Genomic DNA, 22,491 nt, shown 5'->3' with positions numbered 1-22,491 from the left:
TGCTCCGTGGCACGGCCGTCGGCGCGGAGCATGCATGCCCTCCGCCGACGGCCGTGCCACGGAGCACGGCGTGGAGGAGGCGGCCCATTACGGCGAGGCGATGCGGACCGTGCTGGAGCAGCTCGACGCGGCCTTCCCCGCGCCGGAGCGGACCGCGCTCGGCGTCGGCTGGAACAGGCCCACGGGCGGTTTCTTCCTCACCGTCACGGTGCCCTTCACCGCCGACGAAGCGGCCCTGGCCCGCTCCGCCGAGGAGTTCGGGGTCATCTGGACGCCCATGTCCTACTTCTATCCGGACGGCGGCGGGGAGAACGCGCTGCGGCTCTCGGTGAGTTACCTCTCGCCTCCGGACATCGTCGAGGGGATCGCCCGTCTGGCGCGCTTCATCACGTCGTACCGCGCCGTTCCCGCCGCTTCGCGAAAATGAGGGCCATCGCATGGACATGGAATACGAGATCAGCTCGCTCGTGGACGGGGCGACCTACCGGGCCGGGAACCCCTTCGAGGTCTGGCGGTGGATGCGGGAGAACGCCCCGGTGCTCCACCACGACGCCGGGGAGTTCGGCCCGGTCTGGTCGCTGACGCGGTACGCCGACATCAAGGCGGTCCTCCGGGACGCGGACACCTTCACCTCGTCGTCCGGGATCCTGCTGCGGCCGGTGGCGCAGGGCGACGACCCGGGCAGTGACAAGACCCTCGCGCTGTCCGACGACGCGCGGCACGCCACGCTGCGGTCGGCGGTCGCCGGGTGGTTCGCGCCGCGCAATCTCCGGCTGCTGACCGAGTCGATGGAGACGGCCGCGCGCACCATCGTGTCCGAGGCGGTGTCGGCGTCCCGGGTCGACTTCGTCACCGAGGTCGCGGCGCGGCTTCCGCTGGACGTGGTGTGGACGTTCTTCGACATCCCGGCCGGCGACCGGGCGGCGGTGACCGGCTGGTCGATGGACGCGTTCTGCGCGACGAGCGCGGTCGAGCGCAGCATCGCGCATCTGGAGATCCTCGAATATTTCAGTTCCCTCGCGCTCAAGCGGCGCGAACGGCCGGGCGACGACCTGGTGAGCGTGCTCGCCGGGATCGAGTTCGAGGGCCGGCTCCTCCCGCTGGAGGAGGTGGTGCTGAACTGCGACAACCTGCTGGTCGGCGGGACCGAGAACGTCCGGATCGCGCTGTCCGGCGGTGTCCACTCGCTGATCGGCCACCCGGATCAGTGGGACCTGCTCCGCGACGACTTCGACCGGGTGATCCCGACCGCCGTGGACGAGATCCTGCGCTGGACGGCCAGTGCCACGCACCTCGTGCGCACCGCCCGCCGGGACGCGGAGATCGGCGGGCAGCGGATCCGGCGCGGTGACCGTGTGGTGCTGTGGCTGCCCTCGGCCAACCGGGATGCGGAGGAGTTCCCCGACCCGGACCGGTTCGACCTGACCAGGACGCCCAACCGGCACCTCTCGCTCGGCAGCGGGCCCCACCACTGCATCGGCGTCCAGCTCGCCAAGCTGGAGATCCGCGCCGTGCTGCGGGAGCTGACCGGCCAGGTGCGCCGGCTCGTCCCGTACGAGGAGGCCGAACGCCTGGACTCCATCGTCGTCAACGGATTCCGTACGCTGCCGGTCCGGTTGGAGCCGCGCGCGTCGATCCCTGTCCCGGAGTGAGCGTCCCTGGGAAGCGCCCTGGGAAGCGACAGGGCGCTGCGGACGCGCGATCGGCGCAGGGACGAGGTGAGGTGATGCGCCGGGGCGGGCTGTGGCGGGACGCGGACTTCCGCAACCTCTGGTTCGGGCTGACGGCGTCGCTCTTCGGAGCCCGGATCACCGCGATCGCCGTCCCTCTCATCGCGAGCCGCACGCTGCACGCCACTCCGCTGGAGATGGGCTCGCTCGTGGCGATGGAGTACCTGCCCTACCTGGTGATCAGCCTGGCCGCCGGTGTCTGGCTGGACCGCCGGCCCAAGCTGCCCCTGCTGGTCCTGAGCGACCTCGTCCGCGCCGGTCTGCTCCTGGCCGTTCCGGTGGCCTGGTTCCTCGATGTGCTGTCGGTGCCCCTGCTCCTCGTCGTGGCCCTGTGCATCGGGTCGTGCACCGTCGTCTCGGACATCGGCAGCACCGCGTACCTGCCCTCGCTGGTCGGGCGCGATCAGCTGATCGAGGGCAACAGCAAGCTGGAGCTGAGCAGTTCCGCCTCCGGCATCGGCGGCAACGCGCTGGGCGGGGTGGTGCTCCAGCTCGTCTCGGCGCCGCTGACGCTGCTGTTCAACTCGGCGGCGTACCTGCTGTCCGCCGCGTTCACCGTCCGGATCCGGCACCGGGAGCCGAAGCGGCGGGTCCCCGACGAGCGGCCGGGGGTGCTCCAGGAGGTCCGCGAGGGCGTCCGGGCGGCCTTCGGGCATCCCGTGATCCGCAGGATCGTCCTGGCCACCACGGTCTTCAACTTCTTCACCTTCGTCATCGAGCCGGTCCTGCTGCTCTTCCTCACCCGGACCCTGGACCTGCCGGCTCTCTCCATCGGCCTCGTGTTCTCCGCGTCGGGCGCCGGGGCGCTGGCCGGTGCGCTCGTCGCCGGCCGGGTCAGCCGCCGTCTGGGGCCGGGCCGTACGGTCGTCGGCTCGCTGCTTCTGGCGGGTCCGGCCGCGCTGCTGATCCCGGCGACGGCTCTCGCGCCCGCGCGGGCCGCCCCCTTCATGATCGTCGCCGTGTACTTCGTCAACTCTGTGATCGTGATCGTCTACAACGTCAACCAGCGCAGTCTGCGTGCCGCTCTGACTCCCGATCGGCTTCAGGGCCGGATGAACGCCTCGATCCGCATGGTGGTCATGGGGGTGGCACCCGCCGGGGCCTTCCTCGGCGGGGCGCTCGGCACGTGGCTCGGCACGCTGCCGGTCCTCGTCCTGGGCGCCGCCGGAATCATCCTCGCCGGCTGCTCCCTGCTCCTGTCCCCCGTCCGGGCGGTCGCCGCCCTCCCGGCCCCGGCGGACGCCGGCTCCGCGCCCCGGGTGCCCGAGCGGGCAGGCCCGTGAGGAGCGGAGCCGTGTGCCGCCGTGACCGGCGCCGTCGGTGTCAGCGGCCGTCGGGGTCAGCGGCCGTCGGGCTGAATCCTCGTCAGGACGGCCTGGGCGACCGCCGCCACCTGATCGCCGAGGTAGAAGTGCCCGCCGGGGAAGACCGTCAGGTCGAAATCACCGGTCGTGTGGTCCTGCCACGCCTCCAGGTCGTCGTAGGTCAGGTCTCTGTCCTGGTCGCCGAAGAAAGCGGAAACGGGGCAGGTGAGCGCGGAATCCGGCCGGCAGGAATACGTCTCGCTGGCGGTGAAGTCGCTGCGGATCGCCGGGAGGAAAAGGCTCAGCACACTGTCGTCGGCGAGAACCCCGGAATCCGTCCCGTTCAGTCTCCTGACTTCCTTGAGCAGTTCGATGTCGCTCAGGAGGTGGAACCGCTCGGCACGCGGGCGTGACGGGGCGCGCCGCGAGGAGACGAAGAGGGCCGCGGGCGTATCGCCCCGGGCTTCGAGGCGCCGGGCGACCTCGAAGGCGACCGCCGCTCCCATGCTGTGCCCGAACAGCACCAGGCGCCGGCCCGGCAGCGGGGCGAGGGCATCGACGACGTGATCGGCCAACGCCTCCAGACTGTTCACCGGGTCCTCGTTGATCCGCTCCCCGCGCCCCGGGTACTGCACGGCGCAGACCTCCACCGCGGGCGACAGGGCGGCGGACAGCGAGTAGAACGAACTGGCCGATCCGCCCGCGTGGGGAAGACAGAGGACCCGTGTCCGTGCTTCCGGTGCCTGATGGAACCGGCGTATCCACGCATTGTGCTCCGGCTCGACAGCCGACATCCCGTTCATCTCCTTCTTGTCGACGTTTCCCGGGTCTTCCGGGGTTTCCGGGTTTTCCTCAGCGGGCGCTGGCTTCGTCCCAGACCCGGACGAGTTCTATGCGCGAAGTGACGCCGATCTTGAGAAACACCTTCCGCAGATGGAAGGCCACGGTGTGGCGGGAGAGGGAGAGCTGGGAGGCGACCTGGGTGTTGGTGAGCCCTTGGGCCACCAGTTCGGCGACCGCGGTCTCGGACCTGGTCAGGTTCTTCACCTCGCTGCTGGGGAGAGTGGGCCAGCGCGTGGCGCGGCTGCGCACCCCGAGGTTCCACAGCCGGTTCTTGACGCGCTGGACGTCGCGGAAGGCGCCGACCGCGAGGTAGGTGTCGCCGCTCCGTTCCAGCACCGGGGCGATGTCGTCCACGGTCTGCCGCTGTTGGTGCAGCAGCACCGCGATGTCCTCCAGGGCGGACGCCCGCGCCCAGGAGTCCTTGTGCGTTTCGACGGCGCGCCACAGGTCGTCCGGATTCCGGGACTCCAGCCCCTTCGCGTGCGAGGCCGCCGCGCACAGCGAACGGGTCCGCGGGTTGGCGGCGGCGAGCCGCTGCGCCGCCTCCGCGCCCTGGCGGGCCAGGGCCTTCTGGTCGGTCCTCAGCGCCAGCCGCACCAGCCAGGCCGCGGCTTCGGGCTGGGAGACGAGCACGCTCCGGCTGACCTGGCCGAAGTCGACGAGTTCCGCGACGAGCGGTGCGGCGGCCTCGGCGCCGTAGGTGGCTTCCCGTACGCGCGCGGTCGCCCAGGCGGTGTGGCCCCCCCAGCCGGAGGCGCGCCCCATGAGCGCGTCGTCGGTGAGTTCCTTGACGTACGACGAGGTGGCCTTCAGGTCACCGCTGCGCAGACTGATCAGAGTCAGCAGGAAATGCGCCACCGCCCAGGCGGGGCAGGGGCGTTTGACGCGTTCCAGCAGGCTTCTGCTCAGCACGGCCGAGACTTCCGTCTCCCCGCTCGCGTAGGCGAGCAGGGAGCGGGCCGCCATGAATTTCACCAGGTCGCTCTCCCTGCCGTGCGGGTCGGGCAGGTCCTGGCGGTACAGAATTTCCCGCGCCCGGTCCAGTTCCCGAACGTGCGCGAATCCGCTGGCGAGGAATATCTTGAAGTTCACCTCACAGTCGCACACTGGATCTTTCGACGCTTTCCGCAGGGGATTGGACAGCGCGTCGAAGCCGCGCTCGGGCCGCCCTTCCCGCCATTCGAAGGCGGCTTGCTGAATCCGTTGATACAAGTCGCAACCACTGCTGGCCGAACCGCCGGAAAGGCATCGGAAAGCAGCAGACTCGAGATTACTCGAAGGGGGGAAAGGCATGCCGACTCGTCCTGGCTTTTGAAGAGTTAGAGAAACAGGCGAAGGCCGAAGCCGGTCGACATAAGCGGGATGATATCTCCGGCAGGAGAAAAGAACGCACGCGAAATCTCCGTTCAAACAGGTGGGGGGTAACGGAGTTGTGGCAGAAAAACCTGGAACTCTTGAAGTTTCTAGCATGCCCGCCCACCGAACGCCCATGATCCACATCACAGCGCGCAGAAGCGCACCCGGCTTGACATGCCGGGAGCCGCGTACTCCCCACTCTTCCCGCCCTTGAAACTTTGAACATCCTTTGGCATCAGGTGCCTTACGCAGCTCACCGCTCGGGGCGAATGATCATCAACGGCGGCCGACACGGCCGCCCCGCACCCCCCACACGCGGAGAACTTCATGCACGACGGAAAAACCCCCGGCCGCCGCCGCTTCCTCGGCCTCGCCGCTGCCGGCGCGGGTGCCGTAGGACTCGCCGGGCTCGGGAGCCGGCGTTCGCCGCGGACGAGACACCGGTACGGACGTACCGCTCCCCGTACGAGATCGACCGCCGCAAGTGGGCCGTCGCGCACGTGCTGAAGAGCTCCGACTCCGCCGCGACCGGTCTCGGCGTCCCGCGCGACACCGTCGTCGTCTCGTGGGTGCGCGCCGCGTCCGTGCAGCGCCAGATATGGGCGACTTCCTGCGCACCGGTTCGGGCGGCGCCGGGACCTTCGGGATCATCGTCGACGCCATACGCGCCCAGTACGCCGCCCAGTTGGGCGCCGACCCGCAGTGGGACCCGGACAAGGACTCCCACCGCGAGGTCTGGGCCGCGCTCACCCCCGACGAGCGGCAGATCGAGATCCTGCGCACCTCGACCGCCCCCGGCGTCTCCCGCCACCACCTCGGCAGCGACGCCGACTTCTTCGACACCACCCCGCAGAACTGGGCGGACGGCGGCCCCCTGTCCGCCCATTACGCCTGGCTGCGCGCGAACGCCGCCCCGTCGGCCCACGCCTCCCCCGCGATCAGCGAGGAACGGTGGCACTGGTCCTACGCACCCGTCTCCGAAGCCGTACTCGACTACGTCCGCGCCGACGAGAGCGTGGTCGAAGGCGCGCTGGACCAGCTGTGGAGTTACGACCCGGCGCGGTTCACCTACATCAAGGCGCACTGGCGGGGCTACATGTACCACGTCAACGAGAAGGCGTACTCCGGGAGTTGAGCCGACGGCGGCTGCTCACCGTGGCGTGACGTGCATGGTGAATCGGACTTCGGTGGCGCCGAGGGTCTCGGTCACCTGCCAGCAGCCGGGCCCACCGAAGTCGATGCCCGTCGGCCACCAGTGCCGGCCACCCGCGTCGGTGGCGAATCCACCGGTACTGCCGCGCACGGAGCCGGATCCGTCCAGTCGTTCGGCGTCGATCCGCGGGGCGCCCTTGCGATCGGTCACCTGCCCCTGGCCGTCGAGTGTGATCGACACGTACTTCGTGCCGTATCCCTGTGCGCCCATGGCTTCCGGGACACGGGGTTCCCGCACCCACAGGTCGCCGGCGCCGTACCACTCGGCCTCCCTGTCGAAGGCTCGCACGGCGGCCGGTACGGAGGCGGAAGGAACCGGTGCGGTGTGGGGGCAGGCCGCGTTCGTCGCGTCGGTGACAGCGGGCTGGCTCGCCGAAGAGGACGGCGGATTCGGCGGCGGTGAGTCCGACGTCGAGCAGCCGACGACCAGCAGCACCAGCAGGCCCACCCCGGATGCCGCTCCTTGTGCCATCCGCCTTCGCATACGGGTCAGTTTTCCACCGCTGTGCGCTCCTGACGACCCCTCTTCGTGCTGGGGCCGACCCGTGGACGGTGCGCGGCTCGCACCGAGGGGCAGCTCGGGCGAAGCCTTCCGCCGTGATGCCCTCGGCATGCCCGGACGGCCACTCCGCCAACTCGATCCGGTAGCCGTCCGGGTCGGTGAGTCACGATGCCTTCGGGCCGTGCGGGCCGCCCGGACACTCGCCGGGTCCGGGACTCAAACCGGTTCCGGTGCGCGTCTCCCGGGTCGTGGCGAGTGACTCCACCTGGACCGCGAGGTGGCCGCTCCCCACGTCGACCGGGCCCGCGCCGGGCTGGTGGACGAGTTCGAGCGAGGCCGCCGGTTCTGGTCCGGTCCCTGCTGCGCCGGATTCCTGGTGGCAGCCGTGCTCGCCTGTCGGGTGGAGGGATGTCCTGCGGATTCCGAGGTGGTGGTCAGTCAGGCCGCCTGGGGCATCGTCGTCCACGGGCAGTCCGGCTGTTCCCGGCAGGGTCCGCAGCGCGGGATCCGTTCCGCCGCGCTCCACGGGTCCCGGGTCTGGGTGTTCGCGCCCGTCTCGGTCCGGAGGTGGGCCGAGTCGAGGATGCGGCGGGAGACGTCGATCAGGCTCGCGTCCTGTCGGCGCAGGAGGTCTTCATGCAGGCGGTTCCACAGCCCGGCGCCGGACCAGCGCAGGAAACGCCGGTGAGCCGTGGACTTCGAGACGCCGAAGCACGGTGGCAGCGACCTCCAGGCACAGCCGCTGACGAGCACGTAGACGATGGCCGCGAACAGGGCGTCGTCGGGGATGCTCGCCGTTCCGCCGCCCTGTGGTCGTCCCTTGTGTTCCGGGATCAGGGAACGGGCCGTCTCCCACAGTCGGTCGGGCACGATCCAGTCCCACGGAGAGCTGTTCGCGGGACGTCCGGTGCCGAGGTGTGCCGCGAGCGGGAAGCCGGTCTGTCGGCGGTCGGCCGGCGCCATGGAGGTGAGCTGGAGTCTTTCCACAGGGGTGAGCACGTTTCATCCAGGTCCGTTCATGATCGAAGCATCAAGCTACGAGCTGGGCGGGGCTGGAACTCGCAGTGGAATGGAAGATCCTCCGAAGTGCCCAGGGAAACGGTCGGCGCCTCCTCCGAATTGGGGAGAACGGACCTCTTCGACCGACGGAGAGGTCCTCGACCCCGGACAGCACCGTGGCCGCTCGGGCTGGGACGGACCCGAGCGGCCACGGTGCTGATTGATGTGCTTACCGGTTCAGGGTGCAGGTCGCGAGGGAGTTGACCTGCCGCTGCCCGGCCGTGCCGCCGACCGCGTTCACAATGCGGTTGATGGTGGCGACGCGCTTGTCCTTGAGCGGGTTCAGAATCGCGTTCCGCACGAAGTTCGCCCCACCCTGCCCCGCCGACGACGCCAGACGGTTGTTCGCCTCCTGAACCTGCGTCACCAGAAGCGCGAGGTTCCGATCCACCTCAGCCTTCGCCCCAGCGGGGACGGCCCGAAGCCTGGCCGCGACGTCCGGACAGTTCACCGTGTTCGCGGCGTTGGCGTTCCCGCCCCCGTTGTTCGCCGCGCCACCCCTGTTGTTCCCGTTGCCGGCGGCACCGCCGTTGTTGCCACAGTTGTTGCCGTGTGCCCCGGCGTTGCCCTGCTGCATGCCGCCGTTGTTCTGAGCGGCACCGGCGTTGTTGTTGGCACCGTTCCCCTGCTGAGCCGCGCCGGCACCGTTGCCCTGCCGCATCCCGCCGTTGTTCTGAGCAGCACCACCGGCGTTGTTGCCATTGCCCTGCTGCGCGCCACCACCGTTGTTGCCGTGGCCGTTCCCGGCGTTGTTGCCCTGCTGCATGCCGCCGTTGTTCCGAGCAGCACCACCGGCGTTGTTGTTACCACCGTTCCCCTGCTGGGCCGCACCGCCGTTGTTGCAGTTGTTCCCCGCGTTGTTGCCTCCCGCATTCCCCGCGTTGTTACCACCCGCGTTGTTCCCACCCGCGTTGTTACCCCCCGCGTTGTTGAGCGAGCAGGTGGCAAGCGTGTCGACCTGCTGCCGCCCGATCGCGGTGCCGGTGGCTTGGGCGATGCGGTTGATGGTGGCGACGCGCTTGTCCTTGAGCGGGTTCAGAATCGCGTTCTGCGCAAAGTTCGCCCCACCCTGCCCCACCGACGACGCAAGACGGTTGTTCGCCTCCTGAACCTGCGTCACCAGAAGCGCCAGATCGCGATCCACCTGTGCCTTCGCCCCAGCGGGGACAGCCTGGAACTGCGCCGCGACATCCGGACAGTTCACCGTGTTCGCGGCGGCCAATTTCGTGGAGCTGGATTCATCGCCCGATCCGGGCGTCTGCCCGGCCAAGGCGGTACCGGCGATCACCGCCCCGGAAAGCGCGACGGCGGCTGCGCTGCCGATCATCGTGATACGGCGCTTGCGGTACTTCGGAAGAGCCCTGGACATACCCATGCCTCATTCTGGTTCAGGGGGTGGCATCCACCGGTGGTCGACCGGCGGATTCTCGAAACGCGGCGCCTGCGTTCGGGGACAAGTACGCGGTCACACACCTCCTGACTCAACAAGTCGCGAGATTTCTTCGACATTCCTTCGAGAACGTCTCCTATCAGCGTGTCCCATGTGGCAATCAAGTGTCACCGGTAAAGCCTTATCCGTCGTCTCCCCCAAAGTGATGAGGCCGGTTCCCTCCTTTCTGATGAGGTGAGCGCACCCCCTGTCCGCCTAGCCTGACGGGAATGCTGCCCGCCGGGAATTCCCTCTCCCTTTTACGGGGAAGCGGAGAAAGGGCCGGAGTCCCGATGCCCAGCACACCGACCACCCCGTCGGACGCTCCCCGTCCTCACCGCGCGACGGTCGCCGCGCTGATCACCGTGGCGGCGGGACTCGACCTCGGCGACCTCCACTGGTTCGGGTTCACGACGCGCTGGCTGAGCGTCATCGTCGTCGCCGGAGTCACGCTGGGGATCTCCCTCGCGTGGCGCCGTGTCCGCCCGGTGACCGCGCTCGTGGTCGCGGGGCTGGGGTACCTGGTCTCGTGGGTGGCCGTCGTCTCCTTCCCCGGTACGGTGCTGCTGCCGACCATGGCGCAGGCCGCGCTGTGGGTGGTGGTGTTCGGGCAGGTCGCGGAGGGCACCCGCCGGATGCGGCTCGCCGGCATCTCCGTACTCGGTGGCTGTATCGCTCTGGAGGGGTTGCAGAACCTCCAGATGGTCGACAGGAGCGACGTGCCGACGGCGATGCTCCTCTACAACACGGTGACCTCGACGTTCGTCCCGCTCGTCCTGTGCGCCGCCGCCGACGCCGTACGCGGCCGGATCCGGCTGGCCGTGGCGCAGGCCGAGCAGGCCGAGCGCCTGCGTGAACTGGACGCGCGTACCGCGGCGCACGACGAACGGCTGCGCCTCGCGCGGGAGTTGCACGACGTCGTCGCGAACCGGCTGAGCGCGGTGGCGATGCGGATCACCGCGGCCGGCCATGTCCGCAGGCCCCCCGCGACACCCGAGGGCAGGGTCCTGGACGAGATCGGCAGGGAGATCGACAGCGCGCTCGGCGAGCTGCGCAGCATGCTGGGGACCTTGCGCGGTGAGGAGGGTGCAGCGGACCCTTCGGCGCCGCCCTCGCTGGCGAACGTCCGGGAACTCGCCGGCTTCGCGCGTCTGGCGGGTGCCGAGGTGACGGTCGTCGTCGAGGGGACCCCGGCGCCGCTGCCCGGCGCGCTGGACCTCACGGCGTACCGCATCGTCCAGGAGGCCCTCGCGAACGTGAGCCGTCATGCCCGTCCGCCGCACGCGACCGTCACGGTCGGCTACCGGCCGGACGGCGTGTACCTGCGGGTCGACGACCGGGGCACGCGGGCCGCGCCGGGGGCTTCGCCGGGCCATGGAATCATCGGGATGCGCGAACGGGCGGCGCTGTGCGGCGGGCGGGCCACCGCGGGTGCCCGTCCGGAGGGCGGCTGGACCGTCGAGGCGACACTGCCCCTGCCAGAGAGGACGACATGACCGTCTCCATACTCCTCGCCGACGACCAGGACATGGTCCGCACCAGCATGCGCATCATGATCGACGTCGAACCCGATCTGGAGGTGATCGGCGAGGCCTCCGACGGCCATCTCGCCGTCGAGCTGGCCGGGCGGCTGCGCCCGGACGTCGTCGTCATGGACATCCAGATGCCGCACATGAACGGTGTGGAGGCGACCCGCCGGATCATGGACCGCCCCTCGCCTCCGGCGGTCCTCGCGCTGACGACGTTCGACCTCGACGACTACCTCTTCGGCGTCCTGCGCGCGGGTGCCGCCGGTTTCGTCCTCAAGCACGATCCGGCTGCCACGCTCCTGGAGGGCATCCGCGCGGTCGCCCGGGGCGAGGGTTTCGTCTCGCCGGGTCCCACCCGCAGGCTGATCACCCGGGTCGCGGGCGACGACTCCGGTCCCGTACGGCTGCCCGACGGCCTCACTCCCCGGGAGCGGGACGTGCTCACGCTCCTGGGGCAGGCCCTGAGCAACACGGAGATCGCCCGGAAGTTGCACATCGAGGAGAGCACGGTCAAGACGCACGTCCAGAGCGTGCTGACGAAGCTGAAGGTCCGTACCCGGGTCCAGGCCGCGCTGGTCGCCAGCCGGGCCGGGCTGGTCGCCGACCCGTCCCGGTGACCTCTTCGGCGTGGCCGATGAGTTTGCGGCTCCCGGGCGGTCCAAGCTCGTGACACCGCCAGGAAAGGACACCGCCATGTCGGAGCTTCTCGTCGACTTCATCACCTCCCTCGACGGCTACGCGTCGGGAGAGGGCTGGCCCGGGTTCTGGGGCCTGGAGGGCCGGGAGTACCTCGCGTGGCTCGGCGAGCAGCCGGAAGCCACTTACCTGATGGGCGCGAACACCTACCGCCTGATGTCGGGCTTCGCCGCCGGCGAACTCCCCAGTGGCCTGGACGAGTTCAGGCCCGAAGAAGAAGCGTCCGTCGACGAGCTCACACAGGCGTCCAAGGTCGTGTTCTCCTCCTCCCTCGAAGAGCCCCTGACCTGGCCCAACTGCACACTCGTCCGCGACGACGCCGTCGAGACGGTCCGCGCCCTCAAGGCGGACGGCCCCGGGCTCCTCAGCACCATCGGCAGCCTCAGCCTGTGCCGGTCCCTGCTGCGCACCGGCCTCGTCGACCGCTTCCGGGTCGTGATGTTCCCGGTGATCACCGGGGCCACGGGCGAGGAACGCATCTACGACGGCTATCCGGACGTCGCCCTGGACATGACCGACCACCGCACCTTCGACGGCCGCATCCAACTGGTCGAGTACAAGCCCCGCGTCCTCGACCACCCCCCACTCGGCACCCCCGCGTGACACCGGCCCGCGCGTACGGCAGCCCTTCGGGTGCCCGGCGTGCGGGCCGTAGACTTGCGGGTCCGGGCTGCCGGTGCGCGCATCCTGCGCCGGTTCCACCGCCTCACACCCCTCTGGAGGGGCCGGCTTGACCGCATCCACCTCCCACCCGCTCCGCCGGTACGGCTGGGACGACGCGTGGGCCGCCGAGTTCGCGCCGTACGAGGCCGACGGGCTCAGGCCCGCCCGTGTGGTGCGGGTCGACCGCGGGAGCTGCGAGACCGTCACCGCCGCCGAGGACGGGCGGGTGTCGACGGTCCGGGCGGGCGTGGGGCCCGTGGCCTCGGCCGATCCCCTGCTCGCCCCCTGCACCGGGGACTGGGTGGCGCTCGACGCGGACCAGGGGGTCGTGCGGGTGCTGCTGCCGCGGCGTACGGCGTTCGTCCGTGCCGTGTCCTCGCAGCGGTCCGACGGTCAGGTCCTGGCCGCCAACGTCGATCAGGTGCTCATCGCCGTCTCGCTCGCCGAGGAGCTGGACCTCGGGCGGGTCGAGCGTTTCCTCGCCCTGGCGTGGGAGAGCGGCGGGCAGCCGGTGGTCGTCCTCACGAAGGCCGATCTGGTTCCCGACCCGGTGACGCTGTCGTATCTCGTCGAGGACACGGAGCAGGCGGCACCGGGGGCGCGTGTGCTGTTCGTCAGCGCGGACACGGGGCAGGGCATGGACGCCCTCGCGGCCCTGATCGACGGCACCGCGGTGCTCCTCGGCCGCTCCGGTGCCGGCAAGTCCACTCTCGCCAACGCGCTCACGGGAACAGGTGCGCAGCGGGTCGACGCCACGCGGGACAGCGACGGCAAGGGGCGGCACACGACGACGACCCGCGACCTGCTGCCGCTGCCGGGCGGCGGTGTCCTGATCGACACGCCGGGGCTGCGCGGGGTGGGGCTGTGGGAGGCCGACCACGGTGTCGCCCAGGCCTTCACCGACGTGGAGTCCCTCGCCCGGGACTGCCGTTTCCCGGACTGCTCGCACGGTGAGGAGCCGGGGTGCGCGGTGCTCGCGGCGGTCGAGGAGGGCGAGTTGTCCGTGCGGCGGCTGGAGAACTACTACAAGCTGCTGCGCGAGAACGAGCGGATCGCCGCCCGGAGCGACGCGCGCCTGAACGCGGAGCTGCTGCGCAGCTGGAAGCGGAAGAAGGCCCTGGGCCGCCACATGATGGAGCGCAAGCGCGGCCCGCAGGGGTGAGCTGTCGTCAGGCGGCCGTTTCGAGGTGGCTCGCGTCGTCGAACCGGAGCAGGCGCCACCCCGAGCCGTCGTGGACGAACTCGTTGATGGAGGTCGCGGCGGGGGTCGCATCGGTGAACAGCACGGGCGGGACGACGTCGAGCAGCGCGGACATGACCGCGACGATGAACCCGGCGTGGCACACCACGAGGACGGTTCGGCCCCGGTGGCGGGAGACCAGGCCCTCGACGACGCGGCCGGCTCTGCCGCGGAACCGGTTCCAGGTCTCGCCGCCGGGGGCGAAGGGCCGGTCGGGGTGGGCGGTCATGTCGAACGCCCCGTGCACGCGCTGGTATTCGTCGATGGAGAGGCCGTCGGCCGCCCCGAAGTCGAGTTCCCTGGCCTGCGTCTCGACGACCGGTTCCGCGAGCTCCAGGCCGCCCGCCAGGATCTCGGCGGTCTCGCGGGCTCTGCTCACGGGGCTGGTCAGCAGCGCGTGGGGGCGCGCCGGTTCGGCCGCCAGCCGGGCCGAGAGCCGGGCCGCCTGTTCGCGTCCGCGCTCGGTGAGACCGGGGCAGCTGCGGACCCCGGCGATCAGCTTCTTCACGCTGGCGTGCGACTGGGCGTGCCGCACCAGCAGGACGCGGGTGGTGGAGGGGTGGTCGTGTTCGTGCGCCGTGCGCGTCATGGTGGGTTCCTCGGATCGGTCTGCGCGGGCAGGTCAGTGGAGATCCCAGCCGCCGTCGACGGTCAGACTCTGGCCCGTGATGAAACCGGCTCCGGGAGAAGTGAGAAACGCTACGGCCTCGGCCACGTCGTCAGGGTGTCCGTGCCGTTTGATGCATTGCCGGTCGAATTCCCGCTGCCTCCATGAGGGGTAATCCGGGTGGGACCGCTGTTCGGTACTCAGTTCGATCGGCCCCGGTCTGACGGAATTCACGGTAATACCGTGCGGGCCGAGTTCGCGGGCCACGGCACGCACGAATGCCTCCAAGCCCCCTTTCGCCGCGATGTACGGGGCGAGTTCCACGCGTCCGATCCGGGTGAGGACCGTGGAGACGGCCACGATCCGGCCGGATCCGCGCGCCACCAGATGGGGTGTGGCGGCGCGGACGCAGGCGATGTGCGCCAGGAGATTGACGTCGACGGCCGAGCGCACGGCGTCCCATGTGGTGTCCTGCCAGGGGGTGTACGTGTACGCGCCGGCGTTGCAGACGAGGGCGTCGAGCCGTGGCCCGCAGGCGTCCATGGCCTGTCGGAGGCGGTCCACGGTCTCTTCGCGCGTGAGGTCCCCGGCCACGGTGGCGACGACGTCCGCGCCGGCCTCCGCCGCCTGGCCTGCGGTGTCGGCGAGTCCGGGGTCCCGGGTCAGGTGGGTGAGCACCAGGTCGTGGGTGGCGGCGAGCCGTACGGCGATGGCGGCTCCGAGGCCCGAACCCGCCCCCGTGACCACGGCGACGCCCCGAGACGACATCACATTCCCCTTCCGCGACGCCCGTTGATCAGCTTGTCCGATACTGCCACCCAAGACAGGCCGATCACCCCCGCGATCCGGCCATTCCGGGAACGACCGCTATCGGCCCCGAAATCCCTGCGGCATTCTGTGATGCTGGATCAGGCCGACGAAGCTGGAGGATTTCAGTGGGTGCCATGGACGCCAAACGTCGGACGAACGCTGATTGTCTGGAGGACATCAAAGAGGTCATCGCCGGCGGTGTCAGCAGCAGCATGCGTGCGGCGGCCGTCCCCGTGCCCCTGGTCGTGCGGCGTGCCGAAGGCTGTCTGATCCGCGATGTCGAGGACGGCGAGATCGTCGACTTCAACATGGGCTACGGCCCGAATCTCTTCGGGTACGCCGACCGCGATGTGGCCGAGGCCCTCGCCGACCAGTTCACCCAGGGCCATATGACCGGGCTGCCGCACGCCCTGGACGCCGAGGCGGGCGCCCTGGTGGCGGAGCTGGTGCCGGGCGTGGAGCAGGTCAGGTTCGCCAACTCGGGCACCGAGGCGGTCACGTCCGCGCTGCGGCTGGCGCGCGCGACGACGGGCCGCTCCCTGGTGGTCACCTTCGAGGGCCATTACCACGGCTGGAGCGAGACCGTCCTGCGCGCGGGCAAGAACACGCTCCAGATCCAGGGGACCCGGCCGACGGACGTCGTGCCCGGCGCGCCCGGCATGATCCCGGAGGCCCTCGCGCACACCGCGCAGCTGCCGTGGAACGACGCCGAGGCCGTCGAGGAGCTCTTCGCGCGCGACGGCGACCGGATCGCGGCCGTCGTCCTGGAGCCGGTCCTGGTCAACGCCGGGGTGATCGCCCCGTTACCCGGTTTCCTCCAGTTGCTGCGCGACCTGACCGCGCGCAGCGGCGCGATGCTCGTCTTCGACGAGGTGATCACCGGTTTCCGGGTCGCCCGGGGCGGGGCGCAGGAGCTGTACGGCGTCGAGCCCGACATCACGGTCCTGTCCAAGGTGATGGGCGGGGGGTTCCCGGTCGCGGCCTTCGGCGGGCGGAGGTCCGCGATGCGGATGCTCGCCACGAACGAGGCGCACCACGCGGGCGTGTACGCCGGGAACCACGCGGCGCTGCGTGCGGTCGTCACCGTACTGGCCAAGATCCGTGCGCTGCCCGGCCTGTACGAGGAGCTGGAGGCCATCGGCGCCGGTGCGGAGGAGGCTCTGCGCGAGGTGTTCGCGGTGGAGAAGCGGCCCGTGCACATCAGCCGGGTCGGGTCCCTGATGTCGGTGGCCCTGCTCAGGAAACCGCTGGAGAGGGGCGACAACCTGCGTGATCTCGCCGAGGCCGTCGACTTCTCCCGGCACCGCCGTTTCCAGGCCCTCGCCCAGCGGGAGGGCGTCTACTTCCACCCGAACGCGCTGGAGCCGTGGTTCCTGAGCACCGCGCACACCGGGGACGTCATCGACAAGGCGGTGGGGGCGCTGCGGCTCGCGCTCACCGATCTCGGATGACCGGCGCGCGGGCGGAACTCCTCTCCCTGCTGCACGCCCGGGCCGCCCGTGCCGGGGACGCGCCGCTGATCGGCGACGACTCCGGGAGCGTCGGTGCGGCGCGGCTGGCCGAACTCGTCGACGTCCGGGCCCGTGCGCTGCGCGGGGCCGGTGTCGGGCCGGGCACGCTGGTGGGAACCGTCGCCTGGCCTGCGGCCGAGTTCGCCGCCGACGTGTTCGCGGTCATCTCCACCGGCGCGGTCGCGGTGCCGCTCTCGCGCCGGCTGACGCCGTGGGAGCTCGACCGGATCCAGGAACGCTGTCCGCTCGACTTCCTCATCGCCCCGCCCGCCGCGCCGTCCTTCCCGGTCACGGCCGCGCACTGGGGGGAGCGGACTTTGACCGTCGGCCGCGAGGGTGCCCCCCGGCCCGCCTTCGCGGACGCGGCCACCGCCCAGATCACGTCGGGTACCACCGGCTACCCCCGGGTCGCGCTGCGCTCGGCCGCCGCCCTGCTGGCCGAGGCCGAGCACTACCGTACGGCGCTGGGTCTCGGGCCCGGCAGCCGGCTGCTGTGCCCGGTGCCCCTCCAGCACGCGTACGGCTTCGGCCTGTGCGCCGTCGCGGCTCCCCTGGCGGGCGCGCCCGTCCGCTGTACGGTGCCGGACAAGCCGCGCCTGCTGCTGCGTGAACTCGCCGCCGGGGACGTGACGTTGTTCGTCGGGGTGCCCCCCATGCTGCGGCTGCTCGCGAAGGCCGCCCGCACCCGCCCGCACGACGGGCCCGCGATCGGTTTCCTCTCCGCCGGCATGGCGCTGGACGCGCACACCGCCGACCTGGTCGCGACCCGGCTCGGCGGACATGTCGGCCAGGTCTACGGCACCACGGAGACCGGCCCGATCTGTGTGAGCCGCCCGGCCCGGTGGCAGCCCGGCGTCCGCGGGCCCGGCCCTGTCCTGCCCGGTGTGCGCGTCGAGCTGTCCCCGGTCCCGGGGGACGGCGCGGGCGACCCGGTGACGGGGCTGGTGACCGTCAGGTCGCCGTCGATGATGCTCGGGTACGCCGAGGGCGATGGCGTCGACGCGGCCGTGCTGCGGGACGGGTTCACGACCGGCGACCTGGCCCGCTGGGAGGGACCGGACCTCGTGCTGGCCGGGCGCCTGTCCACCAGCATCAACGTCGCGGGCGCCAAGGTCAGCCCCGAGGAGATCGAAGCCGTCCTGCTCGCGTTCCCGGATGTCGCCACCTGCCTGGTGGCCGGGGTGGACGATCCGGTCCTCGGGCAGCGCATCAGCGCGACGGTGACGCCGGACACGGTCGACCTGGACAAGCTGGAGCGCTTCTGCCGGGAGCGGCTGTCGCCCTCCTGGGTCCCCCACGCCTTCGCCTCCAGGGCGGAACTGCCGACCACCGAGACCGGGAAGGTCATCAGGCCCCGGACCGGTCAGTGAGGACATGTGAGAGTGAGAACAGAGAACATCTTCCTGGCCGGGACCGGGGCGTTCGTGCCGCCCAGGGTGAGCGTGGCGGAAGCGGTGCGGCGCGGGGCGTACGACCGGGAGCGGATGGAGTCCTGCGGGTGGCGCAACATCGCCGTGGCCGACGGCGTCTCCGCGCCGGACATGGCGGTGGCGGCCGTCCGGCAGGCGGTGGACCGCTCGGGCCTCGGCCCTGAGGACATCGACCTCCTCGTCCACTCCTGCGCGTACCACCAGGGCCCCGACGGCTGGTCGGCGCCGCACTACATCCTGCGCGCCACCCTCGGCTCGCCCGTCCCGGCGCTGACGGTGGAGCAGGGGTGCAACGCGTTCCTCGCCGCCGTGGAGATGGCCACCCAGTACCTGCTGTGCTCGCCGTCCCGCTCCGGCGCCGTGGTGAGCAGCGCGGACAACTTCGGCGCCCCCTCGGTGGACCGGTGGTACGCCCACCGCGACGCGGTGCTCGCCGACGCGGGCACGGCGGTCGTCCTGTCGAAGCAGTCCGGGTGGGCGGCGCTGCGCTCCGTCGAGTCGGTGTCGCTGCCGCAGTACGAGATCCTCAACCGCGGGCACGAGCCGATCTTCCCTCCGGCGGTCACCGCCGGCCGGGCGCTCGACATGAACGAGCACCTGGAGGCGATGGTCGAGGAACTGGGCCCGAAGGCGTCCGAGATCGGCCAGGAGTACGGCGCGAGCGGCGCCAAGCTGGTCGAGCAGGTGACGGGCGAGGCGGGGATCACCGTCGCGGACCTGTCGAAGGTGCTCCATCTCGGGGCGGGCACCACGGACTTCCTCGACAGCCACCTGCGGCCGATGGGCCTGGACGCGTCGCTGGGCGCGGTCGACTTCTTCCGCGACCTCGGCCACGCGGGCGCCGCCGACGTCGGGCTCCAGCTCAACCACCTCGTCGAGGACGGACAGCTGAACGCCGGTGACCACCTCCTGCTGCTGAGCGCAGGACCCGGGCTCATGATCACCGCGGCCGTGGTCACGGTCCTGGAACCTCCCGCCTGGCGCGCCGAGGGGAGCCTCGTGTGACGCGGGGGCAAGGTGACGGGGAGAGCGTCGCGGTCGTCGGGCTGAGCTGCCGGTTCCCCGGTGACGCCGACTCCCCCGACGCGTTCTGGGACCTCCTGGTCCAGGGCCGGGACGGCATCGGCGACGGGGCGGAGCGCTGGGCCCCGTACGCGGACACCGGGCCGGGGCACGCGGCCGTCGTACGGGAGACCCCGACCCGGGGCGGCTTCCTCGCCGACATCGCCGGTTTCGACGCGGAGTTCTTCGGGATCGCGCCGCGCGAGGCCGAGCTGATGGACCCTCAGCAGCGGCTGCTGCTGGAGCTGGCCTGGGAGGCGCTGGAGCACGCGGGGATCCCGCCCCTGGGTCTGGGCGGCACCGACTGCGGGGTCTTCGTGGGCGTCGGTTCGGACGACTACGGGCGCCGGCTGCTGGAGGACCTCGCCCGGATCGAGCCCTGGACCGGTATCGGCGCGGCCCTGTGCGCGACGGCCAACCGGATCTCCCACAGCCTCGACCTGCGCGGCCCCAGCCTCGCGGTGGACACCGCGTGCTCCGCGTCGCTGGTCGGGGTCCACCTGGCGTGCCGGAGCCTGCTCGCCGGGGAGTCCGACGTGGCGCTGGCCGCGGGCGTGAACCTCATGGTGGCGCCCGGCCTCTCGGTCACCCTGGCCCGTGCGGGCGCCACCTCGCCGGACGGCCACAGCAAGCCGTTCGACGCCTCGGCGGACGGCTACGGCCGGGGCGAGGGGGCGGGCGTCCTCGTCCTGAAGCGCCTCGCGGACGCCGAGCGGGCGGGCGACCGGGTCCTGGCGGTGATCCGGGGCAGCGGGGTGAGCCAGGACGGCCGGACCGCCGGCATCATGGCGCCCAACGGCGAGGCGCAGGCCGACCTGCTGCGCAGGACGTACGCGCAGTGCGGCATCGCCCCGCAGAGCGTCGACTACGTCGAGGCCCACGGCACCGGAACCGTCGCGGGCGACCCGCTGGAGGCCGGCGCGCTCGCCGCGGTCTTCGGCGCGGACCGGCCGGCGGACAGCCCGTGCCTCATCGGCTCGGTGAAGGGCAACATCGGGCACCTGGAGGCCGGTTCGGGGATCGCCGGGATGATCAAGACGATCCTCGCGCTCGTCCATGAGGAGATCCCGCCCAGCGTGCACTTCTCCAGCCCCAACCCGCGCATTCCCTGGGAGCGGGCGCGGCTGCGGGTGGCACGGGAGCGCATCCCGTGGCGCCGTGGGGAGCGGCCCCGCCGGGCGGGTGTCTCCAGCTTCGGCTACGGCGGCACGATCGCGCACGTCGTCCTGGAGGAGGCACCGGCACCGGAAGCCTCGGCGGTGCTGGAGAGTGCGCCGGCAGCCTCGCAGGAGCCGTCCACCGTCCCGGCGCCGCCCCTCCTGTTCCCGCTCTCCGGCCGGTCCGAAGCGGCTCTCCGGGAGGATGCCACCCGGCTCGCCGACTGGCTGGACGGGCCGGGCGCGGGCGTCGCGCTCGCCTCTGTCGCGGAGCATCTGGGAACCCGGCGCAGTCACCTGGAGCGCCGGGTCGCCGTCGTCGCCGCCGGCCGCGCGGAGCTGACGGGTGGGCTGCGCCGCTTCGCCGCCGGTGACCCGGGGCCCGGCCTCGCCGAGACGACGGTGACGGACGAGGGCCTGGAGAACGTGGTGTGGGTCTTCTCCGGGACCGGCGCCCAGTGGCCGGGCATGGGCCGTGAACTGCTGGCCACGGACGCCGTGTTCGCCGAGGTGATCGACCGGATCGGGCCGGTCTTCGCCGAGGAGTTCGGCACGACGGCCCGGGAGCTGATCGAGGTCGGGGACGTCACCCGCGTGGACGTGGCCCAGACGATGATCTACGCGGTGCAGATGGGCCTGGTCGCCGTCTGGCGCTCGCTCGGGGTCCGGCCCGCGGCCGTCGTCGGCCACTCCATGGGGGAGATCGCCGCCGCCGCGACGGCGGGCGTCCTGTCGCTGGAGGACGGCGCCCGTCTGGTGTGCCGGCGCAGTGTGCTGCTGCGGCGGGTGGCCGGCGCGGGCGGCATGCTGATGATCGGCCTGCCCGCCGACGAGGCCGAGGCGCGGCTCGCCGGCACCGACGGCGTGGTGCCCGCGGTCCTCGCCTCGCCCGGCACGACCGTGGTGTCCGGCGCGGTCGCGGAGATCGAGGCCCTCGCCCAGGAGCTGACCGCGGACCCGTCGCTGCTGGTGCGCCGCGTCGACAGTGACGTGGCCTTCCACAGCCCGCAGATGGAGCCCCTGATGAAGGAGCTCGCGGAAGCCGCGGCCGACCTCGCCGTGCACGCCCCCCGTATCCCCGTCTACAGCACCGCGCTGGACGACCCGCGCGACCCGGCCGTCCGGGACGGCGCCTACTGGGCGGCGAACCTGCGCAGCCCGGTACGGCTGTCGGGTGCCGTGGCGGCGGCTGCCGAGGACGGGTTCCGTACGTTCCTGGAGGTGTCGGCCCATCCGGTGGTCCGGCATTCCGTGCAGGAGACGCTGGACGCGGTCGGGGCCGACCGGCACTGTCTCGCCGCGTCCCTGCGCCGTGACGCCGGGGAGCGGGAGCACCTGCTGCTGAACGCGGGGCTGCTGTACTGCCACGGCGTCCCGCTCGACTGGCCCGCCGCGCCGGGTGCCCGGCCCCTGTCGCTGCCGGTGCGCAGTTGGCGGCGCCAGCGGTTCTGGCGCGACCTGCCGGTCCACCGGGCCGACCGGGGCCGGCACGATCCGGCGAGCCGTACCCTGCTGGGGCCGCGTGCCACGCTGGCCGGGACGACGCCGCTGGACCTGTGGCGCACCCGCGTCGACCTGGAGTCCCGGCCGTATCCGGGCAGCCACACCATCCACGGCGCGGAGATCGTCCCGGCGGCCGTCGTCCTCCAGACCTTCCTGGCCGCGACCGGGGAGAGCGGGGGGACGGGCGGGCTCTCCGGTGTGTCGTTCGATGTGCCGTTGGCCCTGTCCACGGCCCAGGACGTCGACGTGATCGCGCAGGACGGCGTGATCCGCCTGCTGTCGCGGCCCGCCGACCCGCAGGAGCCCGGCCCCGGCGAACCGGACGGGGGGCCGGCGCTGACCCACGCGGTGGCGTCCGTCTCCGGCGACACCGCGCCGCCACCCCTGCGGCCCGCTGCGACCGCCCCGGGGACAGCGCTCCCCACCGACCGGATCACCACCGCCCTCGCCTCGGTCGGCGTGCCCAGCATGGCCTTCCTGTGGCACGTGGACCGTCTGGAGCAGCTCCCCGTGGGGCTGCGCGCGGACATCGCCGTGCCCGACGAACCGCCGTCCTGGGCCCCGCTGTTCGACGCCGCGCTGTCCATGGCGGCCGTCGCCTTCCCCGGCCCCGCCGTGCTGCGGGTGGTGGCCGGCGTCGGCCGCGTGTGGACCACGGGCGAGCCCCCGCCCCGCGCCCGCCTCGATGCGTACGTCGACGGCGCGGGCTCGGTGGACGTACGGATCATGGCGGCCGGCGGGCGGACCGTGGCCGTGCTGGCCGGGGTCCGGTACGCGGGCGGCGAGACCGAAGCGCGGCCCGCCCAGCCCGGGGAGCTGCTGTTCCGGACGGACTGGCAGCCCCTCCC

General features: G+C 71.7%; 20 protein-coding genes and 1 pseudogene. 13 read left to right on the top strand and 8 right to left on the bottom strand.

The window, feature by feature from the left end; all coding sequences use genetic code 11:
• The first annotated feature begins 34 nt into the window (after nt 1-34).
• The 3 genes from AOK24_RS01425 (at nt 35) to AOK24_RS01415 (ending at nt 3,013) form a co-directional block, all read left to right on the top strand.
• Entirely contained in the window at nt 35-427 is a 393-nt protein-coding gene (locus AOK24_RS01425) for an aminotransferase-like domain-containing protein (protein WP_055718194.1), read from the top strand.
• A gap of 10 nt (nt 428-437) precedes the next feature.
• Nucleotides 438-1,652 (top strand): cytochrome P450, encoded by a 1,215-nt coding sequence (locus tag AOK24_RS01420; protein ID WP_055718193.1) that lies wholly within the window; start codon nt 438-440, stop codon nt 1,650-1,652.
• A 74-nt stretch (nt 1,653-1,726) separates the two neighbouring features.
• Complete coding sequence (locus AOK24_RS01415) at nt 1,727-3,013, top strand: MFS transporter (RefSeq protein WP_055718192.1); 1,287 nt, start codon at nt 1,727-1,729, stop codon at nt 3,011-3,013.
• 56 nt (nt 3,014-3,069) lie between these two features.
• Here AOK24_RS01415 and AOK24_RS01410 read toward each other — a convergent pair whose 3' ends face one another.
• On the bottom strand, nt 3,070-3,828 hold the full coding sequence (locus AOK24_RS01410) for a thioesterase II family protein (RefSeq protein ID WP_055718191.1): 759 nt from the start codon (nt 3,826-3,828) through the stop codon (nt 3,070-3,072).
• 58 nt (nt 3,829-3,886) lie between these two features.
• Entirely contained in the window at nt 3,887-4,969 is a 1,083-nt protein-coding gene (locus AOK24_RS01405; RefSeq protein WP_055718190.1) for a helix-turn-helix transcriptional regulator, read from the bottom strand.
• 591 nt (nt 4,970-5,560) lie between these two features.
• On the opposite strand from AOK24_RS01405, the gene AOK24_RS52605 reads away from it, so the two are divergent.
• Both AOK24_RS52605 and AOK24_RS01400 read left to right on the top strand, forming a co-directional pair.
• A complete protein-coding gene (locus AOK24_RS52605; protein ID WP_107103871.1) occupies nt 5,561-5,740 on the top strand; it encodes a ubiquinol-cytochrome c reductase iron-sulfur subunit N-terminal domain-containing protein in 180 nt (59 codons plus the stop codon).
• A gap of 91 nt (nt 5,741-5,831) precedes the next feature.
• The gene (locus AOK24_RS01400) at nt 5,832-6,368 is read left to right on the top strand and encodes a D-alanyl-D-alanine carboxypeptidase family protein (RefSeq protein WP_055718189.1); all 537 of its coding nucleotides are present in this window, start codon (nt 5,832-5,834) and stop codon (nt 6,366-6,368) included.
• Between the two features lie 15 nt (nt 6,369-6,383).
• Here AOK24_RS01400 and AOK24_RS48275 read toward each other — a convergent pair whose 3' ends face one another.
• The 4 genes and pseudogenes from AOK24_RS48275 to AOK24_RS48270 all read right to left on the bottom strand — a co-directional run bounded on the left by AOK24_RS48275 (nt 6,384) and on the right by AOK24_RS48270 (nt 9,375).
• The gene (locus AOK24_RS48275) at nt 6,384-6,893 is read right to left on the bottom strand and encodes a hypothetical protein (RefSeq protein WP_055718188.1); all 510 of its coding nucleotides are present in this window, start codon (nt 6,891-6,893) and stop codon (nt 6,384-6,386) included.
• Between the two features lie 133 nt (nt 6,894-7,026).
• Nucleotides 7,027-7,293: pseudogene (locus AOK24_RS50130) on the bottom strand (VOC family protein); the annotation flags it as partial.
• Between the two features lie 92 nt (nt 7,294-7,385).
• A complete protein-coding gene (locus AOK24_RS52600) occupies nt 7,386-7,946 on the bottom strand; it encodes a transposase (protein WP_133258156.1) in 561 nt (186 codons plus the stop codon).
• A gap of 229 nt (nt 7,947-8,175) precedes the next feature.
• Nucleotides 8,176-9,375 carry a hypothetical protein gene (locus AOK24_RS48270; protein WP_055718187.1) on the bottom strand — a complete coding sequence of 400 codons (1,200 nt, stop codon included), beginning with the start codon at nt 9,373-9,375 and terminating at the stop codon, nt 8,176-8,178.
• Between the two features lie 353 nt (nt 9,376-9,728).
• Here AOK24_RS48270 and AOK24_RS01380 point away from each other — a divergent pair, with 353 nt between their 5' ends.
• The 4 genes from AOK24_RS01380 (at nt 9,729) to rsgA (ending at nt 13,485) form a co-directional block, all read left to right on the top strand.
• On the top strand, nt 9,729-10,931 hold the full coding sequence (locus AOK24_RS01380) for a sensor histidine kinase (RefSeq protein WP_055718186.1): 1,203 nt from the start codon (nt 9,729-9,731) through the stop codon (nt 10,929-10,931).
• Nucleotides 10,928-11,581, top strand: coding sequence for a response regulator (locus AOK24_RS01375; protein ID WP_055718185.1), 654 nt, complete (start codon nt 10,928-10,930; stop codon nt 11,579-11,581). Before AOK24_RS01380 ends, AOK24_RS01375 begins: the two co-directional genes overlap by 4 nt.
• Before the next feature lie 76 nt (nt 11,582-11,657).
• Nucleotides 11,658-12,263 carry a dihydrofolate reductase family protein gene (locus tag AOK24_RS01370; RefSeq protein WP_055718184.1) on the top strand — a complete coding sequence of 202 codons (606 nt, stop codon included), beginning with the start codon at nt 11,658-11,660 and terminating at the stop codon, nt 12,261-12,263.
• A gap of 127 nt (nt 12,264-12,390) precedes the next feature.
• A complete protein-coding gene (rsgA, locus tag AOK24_RS01365; protein WP_055718183.1) occupies nt 12,391-13,485 on the top strand; it encodes a ribosome small subunit-dependent GTPase A in 1,095 nt (364 codons plus the stop codon).
• Nucleotides 13,486-13,492: 7 nt separating this feature from the next.
• Here the strand turns inward: rsgA and AOK24_RS01360 are convergent, their stop codons facing one another.
• Nucleotides 13,493-14,152, bottom strand: a complete 660-nt coding sequence (locus tag AOK24_RS01360) for a histidine phosphatase family protein (RefSeq protein ID WP_055718182.1) — start codon at nt 14,150-14,152, stop codon at nt 13,493-13,495.
• A gap of 33 nt (nt 14,153-14,185) precedes the next feature.
• The gene (locus tag AOK24_RS01355; protein WP_055718181.1) at nt 14,186-14,938 is read right to left on the bottom strand and encodes an SDR family NAD(P)-dependent oxidoreductase; all 753 of its coding nucleotides are present in this window, start codon (nt 14,936-14,938) and stop codon (nt 14,186-14,188) included.
• 176 nt (nt 14,939-15,114) lie between these two features.
• Here AOK24_RS01355 and AOK24_RS01350 point away from each other — a divergent pair, with 176 nt between their 5' ends.
• The 4 genes from AOK24_RS01350 to AOK24_RS01335 all read left to right on the top strand — a co-directional run.
• Nucleotides 15,115-16,431 (top strand): aspartate aminotransferase family protein, encoded by a 1,317-nt coding sequence (locus tag AOK24_RS01350; protein WP_055718180.1) that lies wholly within the window; start codon nt 15,115-15,117, stop codon nt 16,429-16,431.
• On the top strand, nt 16,428-17,861 hold the full coding sequence (locus tag AOK24_RS01345) for a class I adenylate-forming enzyme family protein (protein ID WP_055718179.1): 1,434 nt from the start codon (nt 16,428-16,430) through the stop codon (nt 17,859-17,861). The genes AOK24_RS01350 and AOK24_RS01345 overlap by 4 nt, the downstream gene beginning before the upstream one ends.
• 12 nt (nt 17,862-17,873) lie before the next feature.
• Nucleotides 17,874-18,926: a ketoacyl-ACP synthase III family protein gene (locus AOK24_RS01340; protein WP_055718178.1), complete on the top strand. Its 1,053-nt coding sequence runs from the start codon at nt 17,874-17,876 to the stop codon at nt 18,924-18,926.
• On the top strand, nt 18,923-22,491 hold a 3,569-nt coding region (locus AOK24_RS01335), incomplete at its 3' end, for a type I polyketide synthase (RefSeq protein ID WP_055718177.1). The genes AOK24_RS01340 and AOK24_RS01335, both read left to right, overlap by 4 nt.

The organism is Streptomyces niveiscabiei, from assembly GCF_001419795.1.
Lineage (GTDB): Bacteria > Actinomycetota > Actinomycetes > Streptomycetales > Streptomycetaceae > Streptomyces > Streptomyces niveiscabiei.
Note: the sequence above shows the minus strand (reverse complement) of the source record. Positions and strands in the feature narration are given on the sequence as shown.

Coding starts and splice junctions, on each gene's coding strand:
- AOK24_RS01360 (WP_055718182.1), bottom strand. CDS start 14,152: ATGACGCGCACGGCGCACGAACACGACCACCCCTCCACCACCCGCGTC.
- AOK24_RS01400 (WP_055718189.1), top strand. CDS start 5,832: ATGGGCGACTTCCTGCGCACCGGTTCGGGCGGCGCCGGGACCTTCGGG.
- AOK24_RS52605 (WP_107103871.1), top strand. CDS start 5,561: ATGCACGACGGAAAAACCCCCGGCCGCCGCCGCTTCCTCGGCCTCGCC.
- AOK24_RS01415 (WP_055718192.1), top strand. CDS start 1,727: ATGCGCCGGGGCGGGCTGTGGCGGGACGCGGACTTCCGCAACCTCTGG.
- AOK24_RS01370 (WP_055718184.1), top strand. CDS start 11,658: ATGTCGGAGCTTCTCGTCGACTTCATCACCTCCCTCGACGGCTACGCG.
- AOK24_RS01410 (WP_055718191.1), bottom strand. CDS start 3,828: ATGTCGGCTGTCGAGCCGGAGCACAATGCGTGGATACGCCGGTTCCAT.
- AOK24_RS01420 (WP_055718193.1), top strand. CDS start 438: ATGGACATGGAATACGAGATCAGCTCGCTCGTGGACGGGGCGACCTAC.
- AOK24_RS01380 (WP_055718186.1), top strand. CDS start 9,729: ATGCCCAGCACACCGACCACCCCGTCGGACGCTCCCCGTCCTCACCGC.
- AOK24_RS01345 (WP_055718179.1), top strand. CDS start 16,428: ATGACCGGCGCGCGGGCGGAACTCCTCTCCCTGCTGCACGCCCGGGCC.
- AOK24_RS01375 (WP_055718185.1), top strand. CDS start 10,928: ATGACCGTCTCCATACTCCTCGCCGACGACCAGGACATGGTCCGCACC.
- AOK24_RS48270 (WP_055718187.1), bottom strand. CDS start 9,375: ATGTCCAGGGCTCTTCCGAAGTACCGCAAGCGCCGTATCACGATGATC.
- AOK24_RS01350 (WP_055718180.1), top strand. CDS start 15,115: ATGGACGCCAAACGTCGGACGAACGCTGATTGTCTGGAGGACATCAAA.
- AOK24_RS01355 (WP_055718181.1), bottom strand. CDS start 14,938: ATGTCGTCTCGGGGCGTCGCCGTGGTCACGGGGGCGGGTTCGGGCCTC.
- AOK24_RS01425 (WP_055718194.1), top strand. CDS start 35: ATGCCCTCCGCCGACGGCCGTGCCACGGAGCACGGCGTGGAGGAGGCG.